The following is an 18,248-nucleotide window of genomic DNA, read 5'->3' as shown; positions in this document are numbered from 1 at the left end:
GCCCATAGAGAGGACAGCACTCCAATGACAAACCAGCGCGTCCTCAATGGGCGGTACGAACTCGGTGAACTGCTCGGCCGTGGCGGGATGGCGGATGTCCACAAGGGCACTGACACTCTGCTCGGCCGAACCGTGGCGGTGAAGCTGCTCCGTGCGGATCTTGCGCGCGATCCACAGTTCCATGCTCGCTTCAAGCGCGAGGCCCAGGCAGTAGCGGCGCTGAACCATTCCTCGATCGTGGCCATCTACGACACCGGCGAGTACACAGTGTCCGGCGGCCCGGGCGAGGACGTCCGGGTCCCCTACATCGTCATGGAATACGTCTCCGGCAGGACGATCCGCGACCTGATCCGCGCCAAGGAACTGGACATCGATCAATCCATCGAGTTCATTCTCGGCGTCCTTGCCGCTTTGGAATACAGCCACAAGGCCGGGATAGTCCACCGCGACATCAAGCCGGCCAACGTCATGGTTTCCGGGGATTCACATGGAGTGAAGGTCATGGACTTCGGGATCGCCCGGGCCATGGCCGATTCCGCTGCAACCATGACCCAGACCCAGGCCGTGGTTGGTACCGCCCAGTACCTCTCGCCTGAGCAGGCCCGCGGCGAGACGGTGGATGCCCGCAGCGACCTGTACTCCGCGGCGTGCCTGTTGTTTGAGATGCTCACGTCACGGCCCCCGTTCACGGGCGACAGTCCCGTCTCGGTCGCCTATCAACACGTTCGCGAGATCCCCGAACCAGCAAGCGCGTTCAATCCGAAGGTTTCGGAGGCACTGGACAGCGTTTTGGCAAAAGGCCTGCAGAAGGACCGTGCCGACCGTTTCCAGGATGCGGCAGCCTTCCGCCGTGCATTGCGTGCAGCCAAGAACGGCGTGGCAGTGCCGGCTCTTGCCGCCGGAACCCCCACCGACCCCCAGGGCGTCATACCGTCCACGCAGCAGTTTCCCGGTGACGGTCTTGCCCGTGGGCTGACCGGCGCCGAATTCCTGGACAACAACCAGGCCGGGAAGCCGGACGATGACGGTGACGCCGGCGCCCAGGACACCATGTTGGCCATGCAAGCGAGCGAATCGGCTTCAGAGCCGTATCACGACGGCGCGATGCCGCTCGGCTTCGCCCCTGAACGCGAGCGGACCCAGAGGCAGAAGTCCCGCCGTCGTGCGTGGGCCGTGGTCTTGGTCATCCTTACGGTGCTGGTCCTGGCTGGCGGCGCATTCTGGGTGTACAACACTGTCAACCAAAAGCCGGCTCCGCCACCGCTGGTCTCGATACCGCAAGTGGCCGGCATGAGCGAGGCAGCGGCGTTGCAAGCGCTCTACGGCGCCAATCTCAGCCCAGAGCCTCGCCGGGTCCCGCATGACACCATCGCCAAGGGTACGGTGATCGACACCGACCCAAGCATGGGGACCAAAGTGGCGCCGAACTCGCATGTCATATTGAACGTCTCAGACGGGCCTGTCTCCGTGACTGTCCCGGCAGGCCTTAGCGGCCTCACAGAAGCCGCGGCCCGGGATCTCCTGCGTCAAGCCGGCCTGGTAGGTGGGTCAAGCACCTTAGCCAATAATCCAACCGTCCCCGCCGGCTCGGTCATCAGCACCAAGCCCGCTTCCGGGGCTGTTGTGGGTACGGGCAGCACCGTTGATTTGGTAGTGTCCACAGGCAAGGTTGCTATGCCCCAACTCGTTGGTTTGAGTGTGGCGGATGCCCAGGCACTGCTCAAGGAGAATGGCTTGGCGATGGCGGTCACCGAGCAGGAGAACTCGCAGGTGGCCCCTGGTACGGTGACAAGCCAAGGCGATGCCTTCAAGTCGCTGGTGGAGCAAGGCAAAACCATCGGCGTGGTTGTATCGAAGGCTCCTCCCCCGCCTCCCACCCCTACGCCCACCCCGACCCCGACCCCCACGCCGTCTCCCAGCGACACATCGGGCCACGGCGGAATCTTCGGCGGCTAGCGGTCGACTGGGTCGACCGGGCTGTGGTGGCGGGTGTCCGGTATGGGTGTCTGTGTCAGTTGGTGGTGAGGACCACGCGGAAGCGTGCACGGCCTGACATCATGCGCTCGAAACCTTCTGCCGCGTTCGCCAGGGGGTAGGTCTCGATCATCGGGCGTACACCCGTCAGCGCGGCGAAGCGGAGGGTGTCCTCCGAGTCTTTCGCCGTGCCCGAAGCGTGGCCCGCGACTGAGCTGCTGCCCATGACGAGATTGGCGGCACTGACCGCGAGGGGTTCGTGCGGGACGCCCAGGACGACGAGCCGGCCCCTGGCTGCGAGGCCGGGGACGGTTGCCGACATCGACGTGGCATCGGTGACCGTGGCCAGGACGACGGTCGCGCCGCCGAGCCGCTTGAGTTCCGCGGCGACATCCGTGGTGGTGCTGTCGATGTAGTGGTGCGCGCCGAGTTCGCGGGCGAACGATTCCTTTTCGGCGCCGCGTGCGATGGCAACTGTTTCAAAGCCCATCTTGGCGGCGAACTGCACTCCGAGGTGACCAAGACCACCCAGACCCAGGACAGCGACCAGATCTCCCGGACGTGCGCCGCTGTGGCGGAGTCCGTTGAACGTCGTCACGCCCGCGCACATCAGCGGGGCGGCCTCGGCGAAGCTGAGCGCCTCAGGGATCAGTGCGAGTGACTCGGCGGGGGCAACCAGGTACTCCGCGTAGCCGCCGTCGGATGTCAGACCGGTGACCTTACCGACCTCGCATGAGACGAAATCCCCGTCCCGGCATGGCCCGCACTCGAAGCAAGCCCCGCCGAACCATCCCACACCGACTCGCTGGCCCGGAGTCCAGCGCGTAACACCTTCACCCACGGTCTCGACGGTTCCGGCAACCTCGTGGCCGGGAGTCCGGGGGTAGGCGGAAGCAAAGCCCGCGGCAGGCATGGAGTCGCTGTGACAGATACCGCTGGCGGCGACCTTGATCAGGACATGCCCCCGGGGAACTTCGGGAAGATCGAGCTCGACGGATTGAAGTGAAGCGCCGGGAGCGGCGAATTGAACGGCTTTCATCATGATGCTCACTTTCTTCAACAGTTGAATGCGGTGGGATGAGGGAATCAGTGTTCTAGAGGAACAAGGTCGGGGGCACGGGAGTTCCCGCGCGGTCACCGACAGTGTAGCCACCCAGTCTGGGCAAACTATCCATGAACCCGTCGGCGCTGACCCTCGGGACCCAACCCAGGATCGGACCAGGTGTCAGCACCCTCACATCCGGAACACAGTTGACGATCCAGGCCGCCGAATCAGACACTTGGCCTATGACCCAGGAAGACGAAGCACGGGCCCTGTTGGCAGTCATCAATCATCTCGCCGAACGATTCCCTGACAAGCCCCGTTCAGACATCGAGTCAGTAGTAGCGGAAGAACACGGAAACCTAAGTGGCGGGCCGATCCGCGACTACGTCCCCATCCTGGTCGAACACGCGGCCAGAAACCGCCTTACCAAGTAGCCGGACCGGCTAGTGGGCGCAGTTCAGAGATGAATGCGTATCCGGTGTCGATCAGCGCTGGATGAGGGGGCTAAGCGTGGCTGCCTTGGCGGCCGCGCCGGACATCCCCAGTGATTCAAGCCAGTTGCCAAGCATGAGGTAGCCACCCTCGGTCAGCACCGATTCCGGGTGGAACTGCACTCCGCACAGCGGTGCCGTGCGGTGCTGCAGGCCCATGACCACCCCACCTGCGGTTTCGGCGGTGATTTCCAGGACATCGGGAATGCTCTCCCGGACGGCTGCAAGTGAGTGGTAACGCGTTGCTGTCACCGGAGACGGCAACCCGGCAAAGACACTCTTACCCCAGTGCTGCACCGGTGAAGTCTTGCCATGCATCAGCTCCGGTGCATGCGTGACGATGCCTCCATAGGCCTCCGCCAGCGCCTGATGGCCAAGGCAAACGCCGAACATCGGCTTGTTGTTGTCTCCGCACCATTTGATCAACTCGATGCAGACGCCGGCTTCAGCAGGGGTACCGGGACCGGGGGAGATCAGGACGCCGTCGCGGGCTTCTGCCAGCTCGATCGCTTCGGCGAGGGTGACGTCGTCATTGCGGACCACAGTGGTTTCCGCGCCGAGCTCCTGCAAGTAGCCGACCAGCGTGTAGACGAAGCTGTCGTAGTTGTCCACGACGAGGATTTTTGTAGTGCTCATGGCTGCTTTGCTGAACCAATCGTTGAGTCGGTGAGAGTTGTGAACTGCGAAATCCAGGGAAGAGGAACTCAACCATCAGGACAAGCGCACATGCCACGAGGGCAGCTGATGTCAGGATACGGACCCACAGTGGTCCCGGGAGGTGGCGGAATATCCATCCGTACATGGCTTAGCCCTTTCCGCTCGTCTGGGCGACCTGTTTGGCGATCTCCTGCGGCGGCCCGGCGGACGCAGGTTGCCAGCTTTCCATCACTGAGTACGCAATGATGCGTTCTTCTGAGCCGAAACGCGGATTGCAGCTTGTCATGGTCAGATAGCTTTCCGTGGGCGTCGCGCCGGGCTGTGTGGGAACCGGCAGGAGGACGTCCGTCCGCGAAGGCAGCACGATCTGGTTGTTGCGGAAGACGTAGGTGTAATAACCGTCTTTGGTCTGCACGTAGAGCTTGTCGCCCGGGACGAGGAGATGGATGTTGTCCAGCACAGCGCCGTGCGTCTGCCGGTGGCCGGCGACTGCGAAGTTGCCTGGCGCCCCGGGCATGCTGGTGGATCCATAGTGGCCAAGGCCCAGGGTGTCCAGGATGTCGGAGCTGGTTCCCTCAATGATGGGCCTCGAATAATCCGGACCGAATCGGGGAATGTACATAATGCCGATCATTCCACTGTGCCCGGGAGCCTGTGCCACCGCGGGTTTTCCGTAGTTCGGCGGCGCAGCAGGGTTGGCTGGGGCAACCGGAGTGACGGGGCCGGCAAAATCCTTGGCAAATCCCTGGATGGCCTGGCTTTGCTTCGCATCGGCTTCGACGTTGGTCCACCACAGTTCCCACGCCACGAAAAGCAGCATGATGACACCGGCAGTAAGGAGGAGCTCACCAACGACCTGGACGATCTTCCGCACAATGTCGCCGGTAGTTGGCCTTCCTTTGCGGCGCGCCGAGCGGGACCGCCGGGTGCCGTCCGCTCCGGTTTCCGGGCCGCCGTCGGGCACCGCAGCGGTTTCCTCCGTCTGCTGATGCGCCACTGGGTCTCCTCTTCACGGGCGCGGACCCCCGACGACAAGCAGTCTCCGAAATCCGGCTAGACTTATCTGCTAGTACGAACCCGGAATTGCCGCGTGCGCGTTGACCGCTGGAATTTTCCTTCCTGCAGGATATCAAGCCCGCGCGCGGCCTTTCATTCAGCCGGCCAAGGAGGATCCGTGCCCGAGTCCAAGTCCCGTAAGAGGGCGGTCCGCCCCACCGAGGCGGCCACCGCCCAGCAGTACAAGCCGAACCCCATTTGGTACAAGCCCGTCATGTTCGGACTGATGATCATCGGCTTGCTGTGGATCATCACCTTCTACATCACCAGCGGTCAGCTTCCCGTTCCCGCATGGGCATCTTGGAACATCGTGGCAGGTTTCGGCATAGCAATCGTCGGCTTCCTCATGACCACGCGCTGGCGCTCCTGAGCGGCGACCTCACAAATCGGCCGCCTGCACCGTCTACTAGGCATGACCACCAGGCACACCACCATTGATTCGCCACTGGGCCAACTCACACTGACCGCCCAGGGCGACTTGCTGACGGGCATCTTCTTCGAAGGCCATTGGCATATGCCGCCTCCGGAATTCTTCGGCGAAACCGTCCCGGCCGAGGACGCATTGTTCCGAGAAGCCGCCACGGAGCTGGGCGAATACCTGCGGGGAGAGCGGACAGGGTTCGGCGTCCCTTTCAAAGCCTCCGGAAATCCGTTCCAGGAACGGGTCTGGGCCAGGCTAGAACATATTCCGTACGGGGAAACCGTCAGCTACGGAGACTTGGCCACTGAGCTTGGCGATCGCAACCTCTCGCAGGCAGTTGGTTCAGCGGTTGGCCGCAACCCCCTGAGTATCGTGATCCCTTGCCACCGGGTAGTGGGGCACGACGGAAGGCTCACCGGATACGCCGGCGGACTCGATAACAAACGGTTCCTCCTGGAACTCGAAGAACCACTGGCGGCGAAGGAGAGCAAGCTCTTCTGATGGAGCCCAAGAAGCCGTTCGAACTGATCGTCCGGGAGCACGGGCCAACGGTCCTGCGGGTATGCCGCGCAGTTTTGGGCGCCCACGACGCCGAAGACGGCTGGTCCGAGACCTTCCTCTCCGCTTTGAAGGCCTACCCCGAGCTTCCGGCGGACGCAAACGTCCAGGCCTGGCTCGTCACCATCGCGCACCGCAAATCCATCGACATCATCCGCTCCCGGAACCGCCAACCACTTCCCGTGGACGAAGTGCCCACGCTGCCTTCCGGGCTTGGCATCCCGGGGAATGGTCACGCGGAAGTGTTCGACGCCGTCGGGCAGCTTCCGCCGAAGCAGCGCCAGGCCGTGGCGTACCACTACCTCGCAGGGCTTCCATACAAGGACGTCGCCGCCCTTCTCGGTGGAACCCCCGATGCCGCACGTCGCGCCGGCGCCGACGGCGTCAAGGCGCTCCGCACCATTCTCGTCGGTAGCTCAGCGAGCTACGTGAAAGAAGAGTCCCCATGAGCATCGACTCCAACGAAGCGGACGTCTCCAGGCTTCTCGCCCTCGCCCCCTTCAATGACGCGGAACCAGCCGTCCTGCAGCGGCTCCACGACCGCCTCACAGCGGCAGCCGCGGAGCAGCACACCCTCGATATTGCCTACCGCACAGTGGATTCCCCTCTCGGCAAACTACTGCTCGCGGCGACCGAACGTGGCATGGTGCGGGTGGCGTTCGAAGTGGAAGGGCACGACGCCGTCCTGGAACGCCTCGCGGAAAAGCTTAGTCCGCGGATCCTCTTCTCCGCGGGCCGCCTGGATCTCGCAGCGCGCGAGCTGGACGAGTACTTTGCCGGGACGCGGCACCATTTTGGCCTGCCCTTGGATTTCGCCCTTTCGCGTGGATTCCGCCTCAGCGTGCTGGAGCATTTGCCGCAAATCGCCTATGGACACACAGAGAGCTACGCGCAGGTCGCCTTAGCGACGGGAAGCCCGCGGGCCGTGCGCGCCGTCGGGACCGCCTGCGCCACCAACCCTTTACCTGTGATTGTTCCTTGCCACAGGGTGGTGAAATCCGATGGATCGTTTGGCAACTACCTCGGCGGCACCGAAGCCAAGCGCACCTTGCTGGCTCTCGAGGCAGCATGAGTTCACCCTGGATGGAACCGTTGTTTCCGCTTGAGTTGCCGGACGCGCCCGACGCCGGCCCTCGGCTGATCGCCCCCGGCGCCGTCCATGTTCCAGCGTGGTTGAGCCTGGAACAGCAGCAGTGGATCACTGCCCGTTTCGTCGAGTGGACCCAGGGTCCTGTTCCTTTGCGCGCGGCGGTTCTTCCCGGCGGGCACCCCATGTCGGTCCGGACGGTGTGCCTCGGCTGGCACTGGCAGCCCTACAAATACACCCGCGAGGCCTTCGACGTGAACGGGCGCCGGGTTCTCGACTTTCCTGACTGGATGGTGCGCCTGGGCCGAAAAGCGCTCTTCGAGGCATACGGCGATGCCGCCGAAGCCGCCAACTACACCCCGGACACTGCGCTGGTGAATTTCTACGACGACGCCGCCAAGATGGGGATGCACCAGGACAAGGACGAGAAATCGCGGGCTCCCGTGGTGTCACTCAGCATCGGAGACAGCTGTGTGTTCCGCTTCGGGAACACTCAGACGCGCACCAAGCCTTATACCGACGTCGAACTGTCCTCCGGTGATCTGTTCGTCTTCGGTGGCGCGTCCCGTTTTGCCTACCACGGCATCACCAAGATGCGCCCGGGGACGGCTCCTGAAGGCTGCGGGTTGCCGGGCGGCAGGATCAATATCACCCTGCGGGTCACGGGAATGTCGTAGGAGCGGGGCACAATGACAACAGCAGCTTCTGCCCGGCTTCCTGTGGAGGAACACTTATGACCCCGCCCGAGAACGGCACCATTATTGGCGACGATGGCCTTGCCCGGCCGCCGTGGGCGTCCATTGATCCCCTCATGCGCGAGTACTACGACCATGAGTGGGGCATGCCCGTACGGGACGAGCGGGGCCTGTACGAGCGGATCAGCCTGGAGGGATTCCAGGCAGGCCTCTCCTGGGCCACCATCTTGCGCAAGCGCGAAGCCTTCCGCGCCGCTTTCCTGGACTTCCACCCGGAGAGCGTCGCCGCCTTCACCGAGGATGATCTCGAACGTCTCATGCTCGATTCGGGGATCGTGCGCAACCGCCTCAAGATCCGCGCCGCCATCACCAACGCCAATGCCACCATCGCGATGCGCAGCGAAGGCGGACTGGTGGACTTCGTGTGGTCCTTCCAGCCGGACTCGACGCCGGAACCGCGCACATTTGCCGACGTCGCCACTCAGTCGCCGGAGTCAGTTGCGTTGTCGAAGGCCCTGCGCAAAAAAGGCTTCGCTTTCGTCGGGCCCACTACGATGTACGCGCTGATGGAGGCAATCGGCATGATCGATACCCATCTTGTGGACAGCCATCGTCGTGGAAGTTCGGGAGTGTGGATCTGACACGCTCCTACTTTCCACAGAAGTGCGTAACTTTATCCACAGCTGTGGACAATTCATGTGGACATCCACGCACTTGCGGCAAAAATCCCTTACACCAGCTGAGAGTACGGCCTGCCGGTTTGACGTCCATTTTTTACCCGGTGTGAAGAAGGCTGTGGATAGTGTGCCCGGGTTCATTGAGAGTTCACCCCAAGGACGTTGAGAACTTCATTCAACCCCTCGTCTCCGGCCTGCCGAAAGACCTTCGGTAGCCACCCGGAGTCTTCGAAGCGGATATGGCTGAAAATTGTGAAAGAATCTGCGTATGAATGCAGATAAGAATGCCTGCTCGCTGGGAGTTGACAGCCAGTACGTCGAGTTGGCCGTGGAGGTCTTCGCGATGCTGGCCGATGCCACGCGGGTCCGGATCATCCTTGCGCTCCGGGACGGCGAGATGGCCGTCGGCGCGCTGGCCGAGCTGGTGGGGAAGTCTCCGGCAGCGGTATCGCAGCACCTTGCAAAGATGCGCTTGGCGCGGATGGTGTCCACACGGCAGGACGGAACCAGGGTCATGTACCGGCTGGAGAACGAGCACGCCCGGCAACTGGTCGCGGACGCAATTTTCCAAGCGGAACACGCCCTGGGCGGCACCCCTGCACACCACCGGGAAGAAAGGGCAACGGCATGACCAGTCGCCAACAAGTCGGTCACCACAAGGACCACGTGCACGACCACGACCACGACCACGACCACGACGGACACTCCCATGAGCATCACAAGGGTTTCAAGGGGTGGCTGTATGAACTGTTTGTCCCGCACACCCACGATGCCTCCGATTCCATCGACGATGCCCTGGAATCAAGCACGCAAGGTGTTCGGGCGCTGAAGATCAGCCTGTTCATCCTCCTCGGCACCACGGTCCTGCAATTTCTTGTTGTCCTTATCAGCGGCTCGGTGGCGTTGCTGGCTGACACCATCCACAACTTTTCCGATGCCCTCACCGCGGTGCCCCTGTGGATTGCGTTCATCCTGGGACGTCGCGCGGCAACCCGCCGCTATAACTACGGGTTCGGTCGGGCGGAAGACCTAGCCGGACTCTTCATCGTCGTCGTGGTTGCACTCTCTGCAGTAGTCGCCGCATGGCAGTCGATCGATCGACTATTCCATCCCCAACCCCTGAACAACCTTTGGTGGGTGCTCGCGGCCGGACTCATAGGTTTTGCCGGCAATGAAATTGTGGCTGTTTACCGCATCAGGGTCGGCCGGCAGATCGGCTCTGCCGCACTGGTAGCCGACGGCGTCCATGCGCGAATCGACGGTTTTACCTCCCTCGCCGTCGTCATTGGCGCCGGCGGCGTGCTGCTCGGCTTCCCTCTGGCTGATCCGCTGGTCGGCCTGCTGATTTCGGCGACCATTCTCGTCCTGCTCTGGGGAACGGTACGCAGCGTGGGGAGACGGCTGATGGACGGAATTGAACCTGAACTGCTCGACCGCGCACACACGGCGTTGGAATTGACACCCGGGGTCATTTCCGTATCGAAGCTGCAATTGCGGTGGGTCGGCCATCGCCTGCAGGGCGCGGCTACCATCGTCGTCGCCAACGCAAGCCTGTCTGCAGTGGAAGAAACTGTCCACGAGGCCCGGCACAGTCTGGGGGGCGCGCTCCCCAAGCTTGACGACATGGTGATTCAGCCGGTGACGGGACCGGGCCACTGATGAAATGGAGTCTGTTCCCAAGGGCTGCTCAGCTGTCCGGGCTATGATGACCCACTGAAGCGAGGACGGCCGGGCCGCCCGAAATCCACGAAAGAGGACGACCATGAGCCAGCAAGCGATCTTGGCGAAGCCTCGCCGGAACGTAGAGATGGTGCTGCTTGTAGTAGCGCTTGGCGTCGGCATCGGGGCCATCGCAATGACCAGCGTGGACAAGAAACAAGCCCTTGACTTTGGGTTCTGGCTCCAAGCCGGGACACTGACGGCGCTGGCCGGGATCTTTCACGTTGTCCTGCGGTTCAAGGCCAAGTACGCGGATCCTGTGATCCTCCCGATCGTGGTTGCATTGAACGGTTTGGGCATCGCCATGATCCGAAGGCTGGACGCGTCCACCGGTACCAATGCGGGGACCAACCAGATGACATGGACGATCGTCTCGGTCCTGGTCGCGGCCGCCGTTTTGTGGCTTTTGAAGGACCACCGGCTTTTGCGCCGTTACACGTTCATTGCACTTGCGGTCAGCGCCGCGCTTCTTATCCTTCCCCTCGTACCGGGCATTTCGGCCGGCGACATCAACGGCGCGAATGTCTGGATACGCCTCGGTTCCCTGCAGTTCCAGCCCGGCGAGATCGTTAAGATTACGCTCGCCGTCTTCTTCGCGGGCTACTTGTCCTCCAACCGGGACTTGATCCTGCTGGCCGGCAGGAAATTCGGGCGCCTGCAGTTCCCCAGGATCAAGGACACCGGGCCGATGATCACCGCCTGGCAGCGAGCGTGGGCGTGCTGGTCTTCCAACACGATCTCGGCATGTCCATCCTGCTGTTCGGGCTGTTCATCGTGATGATCTACGTTGCCACGAGCCGGGCCAGCTGGCTCGTCCTCGGCGTCGTGCTCATGCTTTTGGGCGGATACGCGGCAGCAAAGATCTTTCCCCATGTCGGCTTGCGCATTGACGCCTGGTTCAATGCCTTCGACCCCCAGGCCTTCACCCGTTTCCCCGGTGGTAGCGCCCAGATTGTCCAGGGCCTCTTCGGAATGGCCGACGGCGGCCTGATCGGAAAAGGCCTCGGGCTCGGCAGCCCGGACCTTGTGCCTTTCGCGAACAGCGACATGATCATCGCTTCCCTTGGTGAAGAACTCGGCCTCATTGGCTTGTTCGCCATCGTCCTGCTCTATTTGCTGCTCTTCACGAGGGGATTCCGGGCTGCCTTGGGCATCCGGGATGCGTTCGGAAAGCTCCTTGCCTGCGGACTGGCCTTCAGCATGGCTCTTCAGTGCTTCATCATCATCGGCGGCGTCATGCGCCTCATCCCGCTCACCGGATTGACCACGCCGTTCCTCTCCGCGGGCGGATCCTCCCTCCTCGCAAACTGGATCATCGTCGCCCTGTTGCTGCGGATCAGCGACGCAGCCCGCAGGCCCCAAACAGTCGCTTCCCAGACCGAACACGTCCCCGTCTGAGCTGCCTGCCCCCAGGGTAGTTACACACTTAACAACAGGCCCGTACCCACAAGTTATCCACAGGTGGGGAAAACCTTGGCTTGAAAGTGGAAATCTCCCGGAATGACGGGTATTCCGGGCCGTCAAAGATGGCGAACTACAACGATGTGAGTTATTAACATTGTTGATAACCCTGTTGAAACAAGTCTCCGATCGCCGTCAGCAGTGAGGTTGTCCACACACTGCCGAATTATGGGCTTCTTATCCACATAACCACAGGACTGTGGGCGAAAGTTATCCACAGCTGTGGACGTGAATGCCCAGAGGAACCCTTTGTCCTCGTTAGTCGGCCCCAGGGGGCGGACTTTCGCGGAAACTACATGCGTGTAAGTTACACACACTGTGGATAACCACTGTGGATAACGTACTAGGCAGAGCTATTGACGTCCTCGACCCGCGGATCTAAGCTAAAAGTATTCAATCGATTGGTTGATAAACCTTTCAATTGAATAAAGATGATGTTTGAGTACAGCGGCATTTGCGTACAGCGCTAGCTGCGAAGTGCGCACCACCGGAGCCGGGCAGGGGAGACACATGCCGGAGATCGTTAGAACAGCGGTGCTGGATCCTGAGGACCAGCTCAACCGGGCGTTCATGGCCCTCGCCGATCCTGTCCGCCGCAAGATAGTGGCTCGATTGGCCCTAGGCGATGCAACCGTCAATGAGATCGCGCTGCCTTTCTCCGTCACCCTGCAAGCCATTTCGAAGCATTTGCAAGTGCTGGAAGGGGCCGGGCTCATCACCAGGAGCAGGGAAGCACAGCGCCGGCCCTGCCACCTGAATACCACGGCGCTGGGTCCCTTGGCCGAGTGGATTGAAAACTACCGTCTACAGGCCGAGGAGCGCTTCGCGCGGCTTGATGAACTATTGGCCGGCGAACCCGGTTTCGACCGGGCCGAAGAAGACCAACCGGAAGAGGAGAAGGAAAAATGAGCACGTACACAACAACCATCGACGTCGTCGCAGGTACGCCGTTCATCGATACCAGCAGGGATTTCGACGCCGCACCGGATCGCGTGTTCCAGGCATTCACCGATCCCGACCTTGTGGTCAAGTGGCTGGGTCCGCGTCGCTTGGAGATGCGCCTGGAGTCCTACGACGCACAGACCGGCGGCAGCTACCGCTACATCCATGCGGACCCCGAGGGCAACGAATTCGGCTTCCGCGGGGTCTTCCACGAAGTCCAGAAGCCATTGCGGATCATCCAGACGTTCGAGTTCGATGGTGCCCCGGGCCAAGTGACTTTGGATACCACCCGGTTCGAGGATCTCGGGGGCCGCACGCGCGTGGTGCAGCACTCCGTGTTTCCCTCGGTGGAGGCCCGGGACATGGCTGTAGCCAGCGGTATGGACGCAGGAATCAAGGAGTCGATGGATCGCTTGGCGGAAATCCTCGGTTAAGGGACCGCTAGCCTGCCGTCACCCGTAGGACGGTGGCCAGGACCAGAATTCCGGCCACCAGCGCCATGCCGGCAGTCTGCAACAACGCTTGGCGCGGTCCGCGCGGAGCGAAGACGATGACTGCTGCGCACAAAGCGCCCGTCACAACGCCACCCAAATGGGCCTGCCAGGCAATGCCGGGGACCACGAAGCCGATGACGCCATTGATGACAATGAGGATCCACAGTTGCCTTGTGTCTCCGCCCCGGCGGCTTTGAATCACCAAGAGCGCGCCAAAGAGGCCGAAAATGGCGCCGGAGGCGCCTTCGACTGCGGTTCCAGGCATGATAGGCGTCAGCAGCATGAAGCCCACAGAGCCGCCAATGGCTGACAACACGTACACGGCCAGGAACCGAAGCCGGCCAAGAACGGGCTCAAGCACTTGGCCAAAGATCCACAACATGTACATGTTGAGCACGATGTGCAGGACAAAGCCCTGTGAATGGACAAAGGCTGAAGTCAGCATCCGCCACGGTTCGAAGGCGCCGTATTGGGGGGCGGCATAGCCGGATGCGAAGAAGAGTTGATCCTCGACCACGTTGCCGGGAATGAGCCACTGCAGGGCGTACACCAGGACGCACAGGCCAATAAGCACGTACGTCGCCAGTGGCCGGCCGGTCGAAAGAGTGCCGCCAAGGGCAGAACGCGCGGCCGGCGTCGAACGCTTTAGTTCATTGACGCAGTCAATGCATTGGAACCCGACGGCGGCCGCCCGCTGGCATTCGGGGCATGCAGGACGCCCACAACGCTGGCACCGCACATAGGAAGGCCTGTCCGGGTGCCTGGGGCACACCGGAATGTCTGCGGACGGCTCTGCCGCCGGGATTCCGTAACTCATATGCTGCTCAGGCTCCGGGAATCAGAGCTCGACGATGTCAATGCTGTTGATGACGACGTCTTCGACGGGGCGGTCGCCCATGCCGGTGCGGACAGCCTCGATGGCGTCGACAACCTTCTTGGAATCTTCGTCAACAACCTCACCGAAGATGGAGTGCTTGCCGAAAAGCCAGTCAGTGTTGACCGTGGTGATGAAGAACTGGGAACCGTTGGTGCCCTTGCCCATCTGGACGCCGGCGTTGGCCATGGCCAGCTTGTAGGGACCGTTGAAGTTCAGTTCCGGGTGGATCTCGTCGTCGAACTTGTAGCCCGGTCCGCCGACGCCGCGGCCGAGGGGATCGCCGCCCTGGATCATGAAGTCTTTGATGATGCGGTGGAAGATTGTGCCGTTGTACAGCGGGGTCCCCGTCTTGTCTTCGCCGGTCTCCGGGTGCGTCCAGGACTTTTCGCCGGTGGCCAGGCCAACGAAGTTAGCGACCGTCTTGGGCGCGTGGTTGCCGAAGAGGTCAACCACGATATCGCCGAGGCTCGTGTGGAAAGTTGCTTTTGCGGTTGCGTTGGTCATAGCGCCATTCTTTCATGCAGGGTCAACGCCGAGGCGGCCAGGAAGGCGGTTCCGCGCTCGGTGAAATCTTCTATGAATCCGCTGGATGAATAGCCGGTGCCGATCAAGCGACGTAGGCTAACAACAAACGAGCATGTTGATCGGGAGGTAGTTGTGAAGAAAACGGACCGGATTGCCCGCGAACTTGAGCACACCGTTGGGGATCGTGTCGAGAATGCCAAGGACTGGGCGGCACCGCGCGTCGAGGCAGCTGTGAACTGGGCGGTTCCCCGCATCCAGCACGGCATCGACACCGCATCGCCGAAGCTCCAGGAAGGCTTGAAGTCGGCCGCGCACAACCTCGCCGACGGCGTCGCTACCGTCACGCCGAAGCTCCAGGAAGGCTTGGCGAGCCTCGCTCCGCGGATCCACGACGCTGTGGAGGACGCCTCACCCAAGATCCAGGAAGCCCTTAACAAGGCGACGCCGGCGCTCAGCCACGCCCGGGACAGGGTCGTCGAGGATTATCTTCCCAAGCTCTCCGAGCAGCTCGGGCAGGCTTCGGTAGTGGTGCACCAGGTTCTTGAAAACGCGCCCGCGCAGGTCGATGCTGTCGCCCAGAAGCTTGTGGACTCGGGAGTGGTGCATAACCTCCAGGATCAGGCTCAGGCCACTGGAGCTCAGCTGAAGGCCGCGGCGGAGGAAGCATCCAAGGCAGTCTCGAACGAGATTGCGAAGACCCGGAAGCCCAAGAAGAGGGGCCTGCTCATCTTCACGGTGGTGGCAGCAGCTGCCGCGGCCGGCGTCGCCGCATGGAGGGCCAGCCGTCCGGTGGAGGACCCTTGGAAGACTCCGGTCCCGGTGACAACGCCTTCACCCGTTCCTGCCGCTGCGGCCGCAGAAAAGGTTGCCTCCAAGGCGGACGACGCCGCGGCCAAGGTATCGGACAAGGTTGACGACGTTGCCGTCAACGTTGCTGACACAGCCGAGACTGCGGCGGAAAAGGCAAAAGACGTCGTTGAGCACGCCACGGACACCGCAGCAAAGGCGACAACCGATGCCAAGACTGCGGTGAAGAACATCGCTGCCAGCCTGCACAAGGACGAGGCCGCGAAGGACGAGGCAGCAAGCGACGAGGCAGCAAGCGACGAAGCCGGCAAACACGAGGCCTAGGCCAGAGCCATATTTGCTCCACGTTGAAGGGATTCCGGTTCGCCGGGATCCCTTCAATTGTTTGGCCACTTGTCACCGGAGGCTTCCTCAAGGAACACCGCCCTGATGTTAGATTTATGGGGATGCTAGCCGATAGATCTTTCGTAGATGCAGTCACTAACGCAGCCGCCGCACCCGTGAAGCCGAGCGTTTCAATCGTCATCCCGGCGTACAACGAGGAAAGCGTCATCCGGCAATGCCTGATCGCGGCCATCTACCAATCGGTTCCCGCAGACGAGATCATCGTCGTGGACAACATGTCCGGGGACCGGACTGCGCAGATCGTCCAGCAGATGCAACAGGAATACCCCGAGAGCCCCATCATCCTGCTGAGCCAGGACACGTCGCAAGGACTGATCCCCACCCGCAACTTTGGCCTGAACAACGCCACCTCGGGGGTCCTGGGCCGCATCGATGCCGACTCGGTCCTGGAGCCGGACTGGGTCGAACAGGTCCAAAAGGCCTTCGCGGATCCCTCAGTTCAAGCCGCCACGGGCCCGGTTGTTTACTACGACATGCCCATGCGTCGATTCGGGCTCAAAGCCGACGACAAAATGCGCCAGCTCATGCTTCGGCTCGCGAAGCACCAATACCACTTCCTTTTTGGATCCAACATGGCTCTTCGCCGCTCGGCCTGGGAAACCATCCGGGACGAAGCCTGCCTGGACGAGAAGGACGAGATGCATGAGGACATTGATCTGTCCCTGCATCTGGCGGACCACGATCTCAGGGTGCAGTACTGGCCACAGATGGTGTCCGGTATGTCTGCCCGCAGGCTTGAGGATTCACCGCGCGACTACCGCTACTACGTTTCCCGCTTCGACCGAACCTACAAGGCCCACAACGTGAAGAAAATGGCGCTTAAGGCCCCCATGGTGGTGTTCTTCTCGGTCTATTTCCCGGCGAAGCTACTCCGCGCCTTCCATACGGCCAACTCGAGCCAAGGCGCCCGGCGCGGCGGCCAGTAGCCCCACAAACGAACAGCAGCTTCCCGGGTCAGTCAGTCCGTACCGAGCTCGGCGATCGCGCCCTCAGTGTTGCCTCTGCCGCGCCGCTGGCCGGCGACCACGACGGCGAGCCCCACCAGGATGAGGGCGAGCCCCGCATAGGTCCCTGCAGGCAAGGTTTCGTGCAGGAACACGGCGGCCAGAAGGGCTGCCCCCGGAATTTCCAGCAAGATGATCATCGAGACCAGCAGCGGGCTCATGGTGGCCAAGAGATGGTTGAAGGCAGTGTGGCCTACTAGTTGTGCGCATACGGTGATCGCCGCAATCCCCAGCCAGCCTCCGGCGTCGAACCCTACAAGCGGCTGGCCGCCCACGAGAGCCAAGGCGGCAACAATGGCCGCGCAGATCCCATAACAGAGCGTCGTGTACGTTCCTATGCCCATGGTTTGGCGCGCCTTGCCTCCAGCCAAGGTGTACAGCCCGGCCAACGCACCTCCGGCGAGGGCCAGGACATCACCGAGGAGGGCTCTAGGGGACGCTCCCATGTCGAAGCCCGTGATCGCCGCGACGCCGCCCAGTGCGATCCCCAGGCCCACCAGCACAGGCCAACGGTGCTTGGTGCCGCGGAGGAGCTGGAAAACGGCTATCCACGCCGATTGCAGGCAAACGAGTGCGGTTGCGGCGGCAACCGACGTTAGTTGAAGCGCCGTGATGAAGCAGGCGAAGTGGAAGGCCAGCGCTACCGCCGCGACAGCGGACCACGAAAATTCGTAGCGCGTGATCTTGCGGAACTGCCGGGGTTCGCGGATCAGGACCGGGGATGCCATGACGACGGCGGCGATCGCGTTGCGCCAGAAGGCGATAGCCAGCGCCGTGACGGACGTGGCGCCCAGTGTTCCTGCGATAAGGGGCCCTGACGATGCCACACCGAGCACGCCCAAAGCAGCAACAATCAAGTTCACATTTCAACCTTAGTTGGATGAGTTAACGCAAAGAGTCCCGGTCATTTCTGACCGGGACTCTTTCTTATGGTGGAGGCACGGGGACTCGAACCCCGAACCCCCTGCTTGCAAAGCAGGTGCGCTACCAATTGCGCCATGCCCCCATAAGAAGCAACCCATCCATACTACCTCAGCTCCATCCATGGGTTTTACCATGTTCAGGCCGGGCGTCTTGGCTAGTCAACCGAGTCGGTTGCCTTGCTCCAGACTGTTTTCCGGGCTTCGGATGCCTGCACTTTTTTGTAGAGCAGGACGCCTGCGATCGCAGCTGCAACTATGAGCAACTTCTTCACATGCACCCCGTTCCGGATCAGTTTCCTGAACCTTTGAGCAAAACCTGTGCAGGTTCCGTGGGCGTACCAGGACTTAACCTGGGACCTCTTCGTTATCAGCGAAGCGCTCTAACCGCCTGAGCTATACGCCCCGATACCTCTTCGGGCCGAGACATGAC

21 protein-coding genes, 2 tRNA genes and 1 pseudogene are annotated in these 18,248 nt (G+C 62.0%); 15 read left to right on the top strand and 9 right to left on the bottom strand.

The features are described 5' to 3' along the window. Nucleotides 1-24: 24 nt before the first annotated feature. Nucleotides 25-1,956: a Stk1 family PASTA domain-containing Ser/Thr kinase gene (gene pknB, locus ACF0H6_RS11990; RefSeq protein WP_395249780.1), complete on the top strand. Its 1,932-nt coding sequence runs from the start codon at nucleotides 25-27 to the stop codon at nucleotides 1,954-1,956. 55 nt (nucleotides 1,957-2,011) lie between these two features. Here pknB and ACF0H6_RS11985 read toward each other — a convergent pair whose 3' ends face one another. After that, complete coding sequence (locus tag ACF0H6_RS11985) at nucleotides 2,012-3,016, bottom strand: alcohol dehydrogenase catalytic domain-containing protein (protein WP_395249779.1); 1,005 nt, start codon at nucleotides 3,014-3,016, stop codon at nucleotides 2,012-2,014. A gap of 245 nt (nucleotides 3,017-3,261) precedes the next feature. Here ACF0H6_RS11985 and ACF0H6_RS11980 point away from each other — a divergent pair, with 245 nt between their 5' ends. After that, nucleotides 3,262-3,453 (top strand): three-helix bundle dimerization domain-containing protein, encoded by a 192-nt coding sequence (locus tag ACF0H6_RS11980; RefSeq protein WP_395249778.1) that lies wholly within the window; start codon nucleotides 3,262-3,264, stop codon nucleotides 3,451-3,453. A 51-nt stretch (nucleotides 3,454-3,504) separates the two neighbouring features. On the opposite strand, the gene ACF0H6_RS11975 is transcribed toward ACF0H6_RS11980, so the two are convergent. Next, complete coding sequence (locus ACF0H6_RS11975) at nucleotides 3,505-4,146, bottom strand: anthranilate synthase component II (RefSeq protein WP_395249777.1); 642 nt, start codon at nucleotides 4,144-4,146, stop codon at nucleotides 3,505-3,507. 169 nt (nucleotides 4,147-4,315) lie between these two features. Beyond that, nucleotides 4,316-5,044: a class E sortase gene (locus ACF0H6_RS11970; protein ID WP_395249945.1), complete on the bottom strand. Its 729-nt coding sequence runs from the start codon at nucleotides 5,042-5,044 to the stop codon at nucleotides 4,316-4,318. 297 nt (nucleotides 5,045-5,341) lie between these two features. Here ACF0H6_RS11970 and ACF0H6_RS11965 point away from each other — a divergent pair, with 297 nt between their 5' ends. From ACF0H6_RS11965 to ACF0H6_RS11915, 11 genes and pseudogenes are all read left to right on the top strand, one after another. Next, on the top strand, nucleotides 5,342-5,593 hold the full coding sequence (locus tag ACF0H6_RS11965; RefSeq protein ID WP_395249776.1) for a cell division protein CrgA: 252 nt from the start codon (nucleotides 5,342-5,344) through the stop codon (nucleotides 5,591-5,593). Between the two features lie 42 nt (nucleotides 5,594-5,635). After that, the gene (locus ACF0H6_RS11960; RefSeq protein ID WP_395249775.1) at nucleotides 5,636-6,145 is read left to right on the top strand and encodes a methylated-DNA--[protein]-cysteine S-methyltransferase; all 510 of its coding nucleotides are present in this window, start codon (nucleotides 5,636-5,638) and stop codon (nucleotides 6,143-6,145) included. Further along, on the top strand, nucleotides 6,145-6,651 hold the full coding sequence (locus ACF0H6_RS11955; RefSeq protein ID WP_395249774.1) for an RNA polymerase sigma factor: 507 nt from the start codon (nucleotides 6,145-6,147) through the stop codon (nucleotides 6,649-6,651). The genes ACF0H6_RS11960 and ACF0H6_RS11955 overlap by 1 nt, the downstream gene beginning before the upstream one ends. Next, nucleotides 6,648-7,274, top strand: a complete 627-nt coding sequence (locus ACF0H6_RS11950; protein WP_395249773.1) for a methylated-DNA--[protein]-cysteine S-methyltransferase — start codon at nucleotides 6,648-6,650, stop codon at nucleotides 7,272-7,274. Before ACF0H6_RS11955 ends, ACF0H6_RS11950 begins: the two co-directional genes overlap by 4 nt. Before the next feature lie 11 nt (nucleotides 7,275-7,285). Further along, the gene (locus ACF0H6_RS11945) at nucleotides 7,286-7,966 is read left to right on the top strand and encodes an alpha-ketoglutarate-dependent dioxygenase AlkB family protein (protein WP_395249944.1); all 681 of its coding nucleotides are present in this window, start codon (nucleotides 7,286-7,288) and stop codon (nucleotides 7,964-7,966) included. 56 nt (nucleotides 7,967-8,022) lie between these two features. Further along, nucleotides 8,023-8,625, top strand: coding sequence for a DNA-3-methyladenine glycosylase I (locus tag ACF0H6_RS11940; protein WP_395249772.1), 603 nt, complete (start codon nucleotides 8,023-8,025; stop codon nucleotides 8,623-8,625). Nucleotides 8,626-8,929: 304 nt separating this feature from the next. Beyond that, nucleotides 8,930-9,292, top strand: coding sequence for an ArsR/SmtB family transcription factor (locus tag ACF0H6_RS11935; protein ID WP_395249771.1), 363 nt, complete (start codon nucleotides 8,930-8,932; stop codon nucleotides 9,290-9,292). Continuing rightward, nucleotides 9,289-10,320 (top strand): cation diffusion facilitator family transporter, encoded by a 1,032-nt coding sequence (locus ACF0H6_RS11930; protein WP_395249770.1) that lies wholly within the window; start codon nucleotides 9,289-9,291, stop codon nucleotides 10,318-10,320. The genes ACF0H6_RS11935 and ACF0H6_RS11930 overlap by 4 nt, the downstream gene beginning before the upstream one ends. A 103-nt stretch (nucleotides 10,321-10,423) precedes the next feature. After that, nucleotides 10,424-11,778, top strand: a pseudogene (locus ACF0H6_RS11925) (FtsW/RodA/SpoVE family cell cycle protein). 573 nt (nucleotides 11,779-12,351) lie between these two features. After that, nucleotides 12,352-12,750, top strand: coding sequence for an ArsR/SmtB family transcription factor (locus ACF0H6_RS11920; RefSeq protein ID WP_395249769.1), 399 nt, complete (start codon nucleotides 12,352-12,354; stop codon nucleotides 12,748-12,750). After that, nucleotides 12,747-13,217, top strand: a complete 471-nt coding sequence (locus ACF0H6_RS11915; RefSeq protein ID WP_395249768.1) for an SRPBCC family protein — start codon at nucleotides 12,747-12,749, stop codon at nucleotides 13,215-13,217. The genes ACF0H6_RS11920 and ACF0H6_RS11915 overlap by 4 nt, the downstream gene beginning before the upstream one ends. A 7-nt stretch (nucleotides 13,218-13,224) precedes the next feature. Here ACF0H6_RS11915 and ACF0H6_RS11910 read toward each other — a convergent pair whose 3' ends face one another. After that, on the bottom strand, nucleotides 13,225-14,094 hold the full coding sequence (locus tag ACF0H6_RS11910) for a rhomboid family intramembrane serine protease (protein WP_395249767.1): 870 nt from the start codon (nucleotides 14,092-14,094) through the stop codon (nucleotides 13,225-13,227). Nucleotides 14,095-14,115: 21 nt separating this feature from the next. Continuing rightward, the gene (locus ACF0H6_RS11905; RefSeq protein WP_395249766.1) at nucleotides 14,116-14,658 is read right to left on the bottom strand and encodes a peptidylprolyl isomerase; all 543 of its coding nucleotides are present in this window, start codon (nucleotides 14,656-14,658) and stop codon (nucleotides 14,116-14,118) included. A 153-nt stretch (nucleotides 14,659-14,811) separates the two neighbouring features. On the opposite strand from ACF0H6_RS11905, the gene ACF0H6_RS11900 reads away from it, so the two are divergent. Beyond that, complete coding sequence (locus ACF0H6_RS11900; RefSeq protein ID WP_395249765.1) at nucleotides 14,812-15,810, top strand: hypothetical protein; 999 nt, start codon at nucleotides 14,812-14,814, stop codon at nucleotides 15,808-15,810. 122 nt (nucleotides 15,811-15,932) lie between these two features. Further along, entirely contained in the window at nucleotides 15,933-16,817 is an 885-nt protein-coding gene (locus ACF0H6_RS11895) for a glycosyltransferase (protein WP_395249764.1), read from the top strand. Between the two features lie 32 nt (nucleotides 16,818-16,849). Here the strand turns inward: ACF0H6_RS11895 and ACF0H6_RS11890 are convergent, their stop codons facing one another. The 4 genes from ACF0H6_RS11890 to ACF0H6_RS11875 all read right to left on the bottom strand — a co-directional run bounded on the left by ACF0H6_RS11890 (nucleotide 16,850) and on the right by ACF0H6_RS11875 (nucleotide 18,221). Further along, nucleotides 16,850-17,758, bottom strand: a complete 909-nt coding sequence (locus ACF0H6_RS11890) for a DMT family transporter (RefSeq protein ID WP_395249763.1) — start codon at nucleotides 17,756-17,758, stop codon at nucleotides 16,850-16,852. Nucleotides 17,759-17,825: 67 nt separating this feature from the next. Further along, nucleotides 17,826-17,901, bottom strand: a tRNA-Ala gene (locus tag ACF0H6_RS11885). 72 nt (nucleotides 17,902-17,973) lie between these two features. Then, nucleotides 17,974-18,090 carry a DLW-39 family protein gene (locus ACF0H6_RS11880; RefSeq protein WP_395249762.1) on the bottom strand — a complete coding sequence of 39 codons (117 nt, stop codon included), beginning with the start codon at nucleotides 18,088-18,090 and terminating at the stop codon, nucleotides 17,974-17,976. A 58-nt stretch (nucleotides 18,091-18,148) separates the two neighbouring features. After that, nucleotides 18,149-18,221 (bottom strand) — tRNA-Ile (locus ACF0H6_RS11875). Nucleotides 18,222-18,248: the final 27 nt, after the last annotated feature.

The sequence above is a fragment of the Arthrobacter sp. NA-172 genome (assembly GCF_043952055.1).
Taxonomy (GTDB): Bacteria; Actinomycetota; Actinomycetes; order Actinomycetales; family Micrococcaceae; genus Arthrobacter.
This window is presented reverse-complemented; position numbering and strand designations above follow the sequence as displayed.

Bases quoted from the DNA above. Each gene is read 5' to 3' on its own strand.
- pknB (WP_395249780.1), top strand. From the start codon at position 25: ATGACAAACCAGCGCGTCCTCAATGGGCGGTACGAACTCGGTGAACTG.
- ACF0H6_RS11985 (WP_395249779.1), bottom strand. From the start codon at position 3,016: ATGATGAAAGCCGTTCAATTCGCCGCTCCCGGCGCTTCACTTCAATCC.
- ACF0H6_RS11980 (WP_395249778.1), top strand. From the start codon at position 3,262: ATGACCCAGGAAGACGAAGCACGGGCCCTGTTGGCAGTCATCAATCAT.
- ACF0H6_RS11975 (WP_395249777.1), bottom strand. From the start codon at position 4,146: ATGAGCACTACAAAAATCCTCGTCGTGGACAACTACGACAGCTTCGTC.
- ACF0H6_RS11960 (WP_395249775.1), top strand. From the start codon at position 5,636: ATGACCACCAGGCACACCACCATTGATTCGCCACTGGGCCAACTCACA.
- ACF0H6_RS11955 (WP_395249774.1), top strand. From the start codon at position 6,145: ATGGAGCCCAAGAAGCCGTTCGAACTGATCGTCCGGGAGCACGGGCCA.
- ACF0H6_RS11950 (WP_395249773.1), top strand. From the start codon at position 6,648: ATGAGCATCGACTCCAACGAAGCGGACGTCTCCAGGCTTCTCGCCCTC.
- ACF0H6_RS11945 (WP_395249944.1), top strand. From the start codon at position 7,286: ATGGAACCGTTGTTTCCGCTTGAGTTGCCGGACGCGCCCGACGCCGGC.
- ACF0H6_RS11940 (WP_395249772.1), top strand. From the start codon at position 8,023: ATGACCCCGCCCGAGAACGGCACCATTATTGGCGACGATGGCCTTGCC.
- ACF0H6_RS11935 (WP_395249771.1), top strand. From the start codon at position 8,930: ATGAATGCAGATAAGAATGCCTGCTCGCTGGGAGTTGACAGCCAGTAC.
- ACF0H6_RS11930 (WP_395249770.1), top strand. From the start codon at position 9,289: ATGACCAGTCGCCAACAAGTCGGTCACCACAAGGACCACGTGCACGAC.
- ACF0H6_RS11920 (WP_395249769.1), top strand. From the start codon at position 12,352: ATGCCGGAGATCGTTAGAACAGCGGTGCTGGATCCTGAGGACCAGCTC.
- ACF0H6_RS11915 (WP_395249768.1), top strand. From the start codon at position 12,747: ATGAGCACGTACACAACAACCATCGACGTCGTCGCAGGTACGCCGTTC.
- ACF0H6_RS11910 (WP_395249767.1), bottom strand. From the start codon at position 14,094: ATGAGTTACGGAATCCCGGCGGCAGAGCCGTCCGCAGACATTCCGGTG.
- ACF0H6_RS11905 (WP_395249766.1), bottom strand. From the start codon at position 14,658: ATGACCAACGCAACCGCAAAAGCAACTTTCCACACGAGCCTCGGCGAT.
- ACF0H6_RS11895 (WP_395249764.1), top strand. From the start codon at position 15,933: ATGCTAGCCGATAGATCTTTCGTAGATGCAGTCACTAACGCAGCCGCC.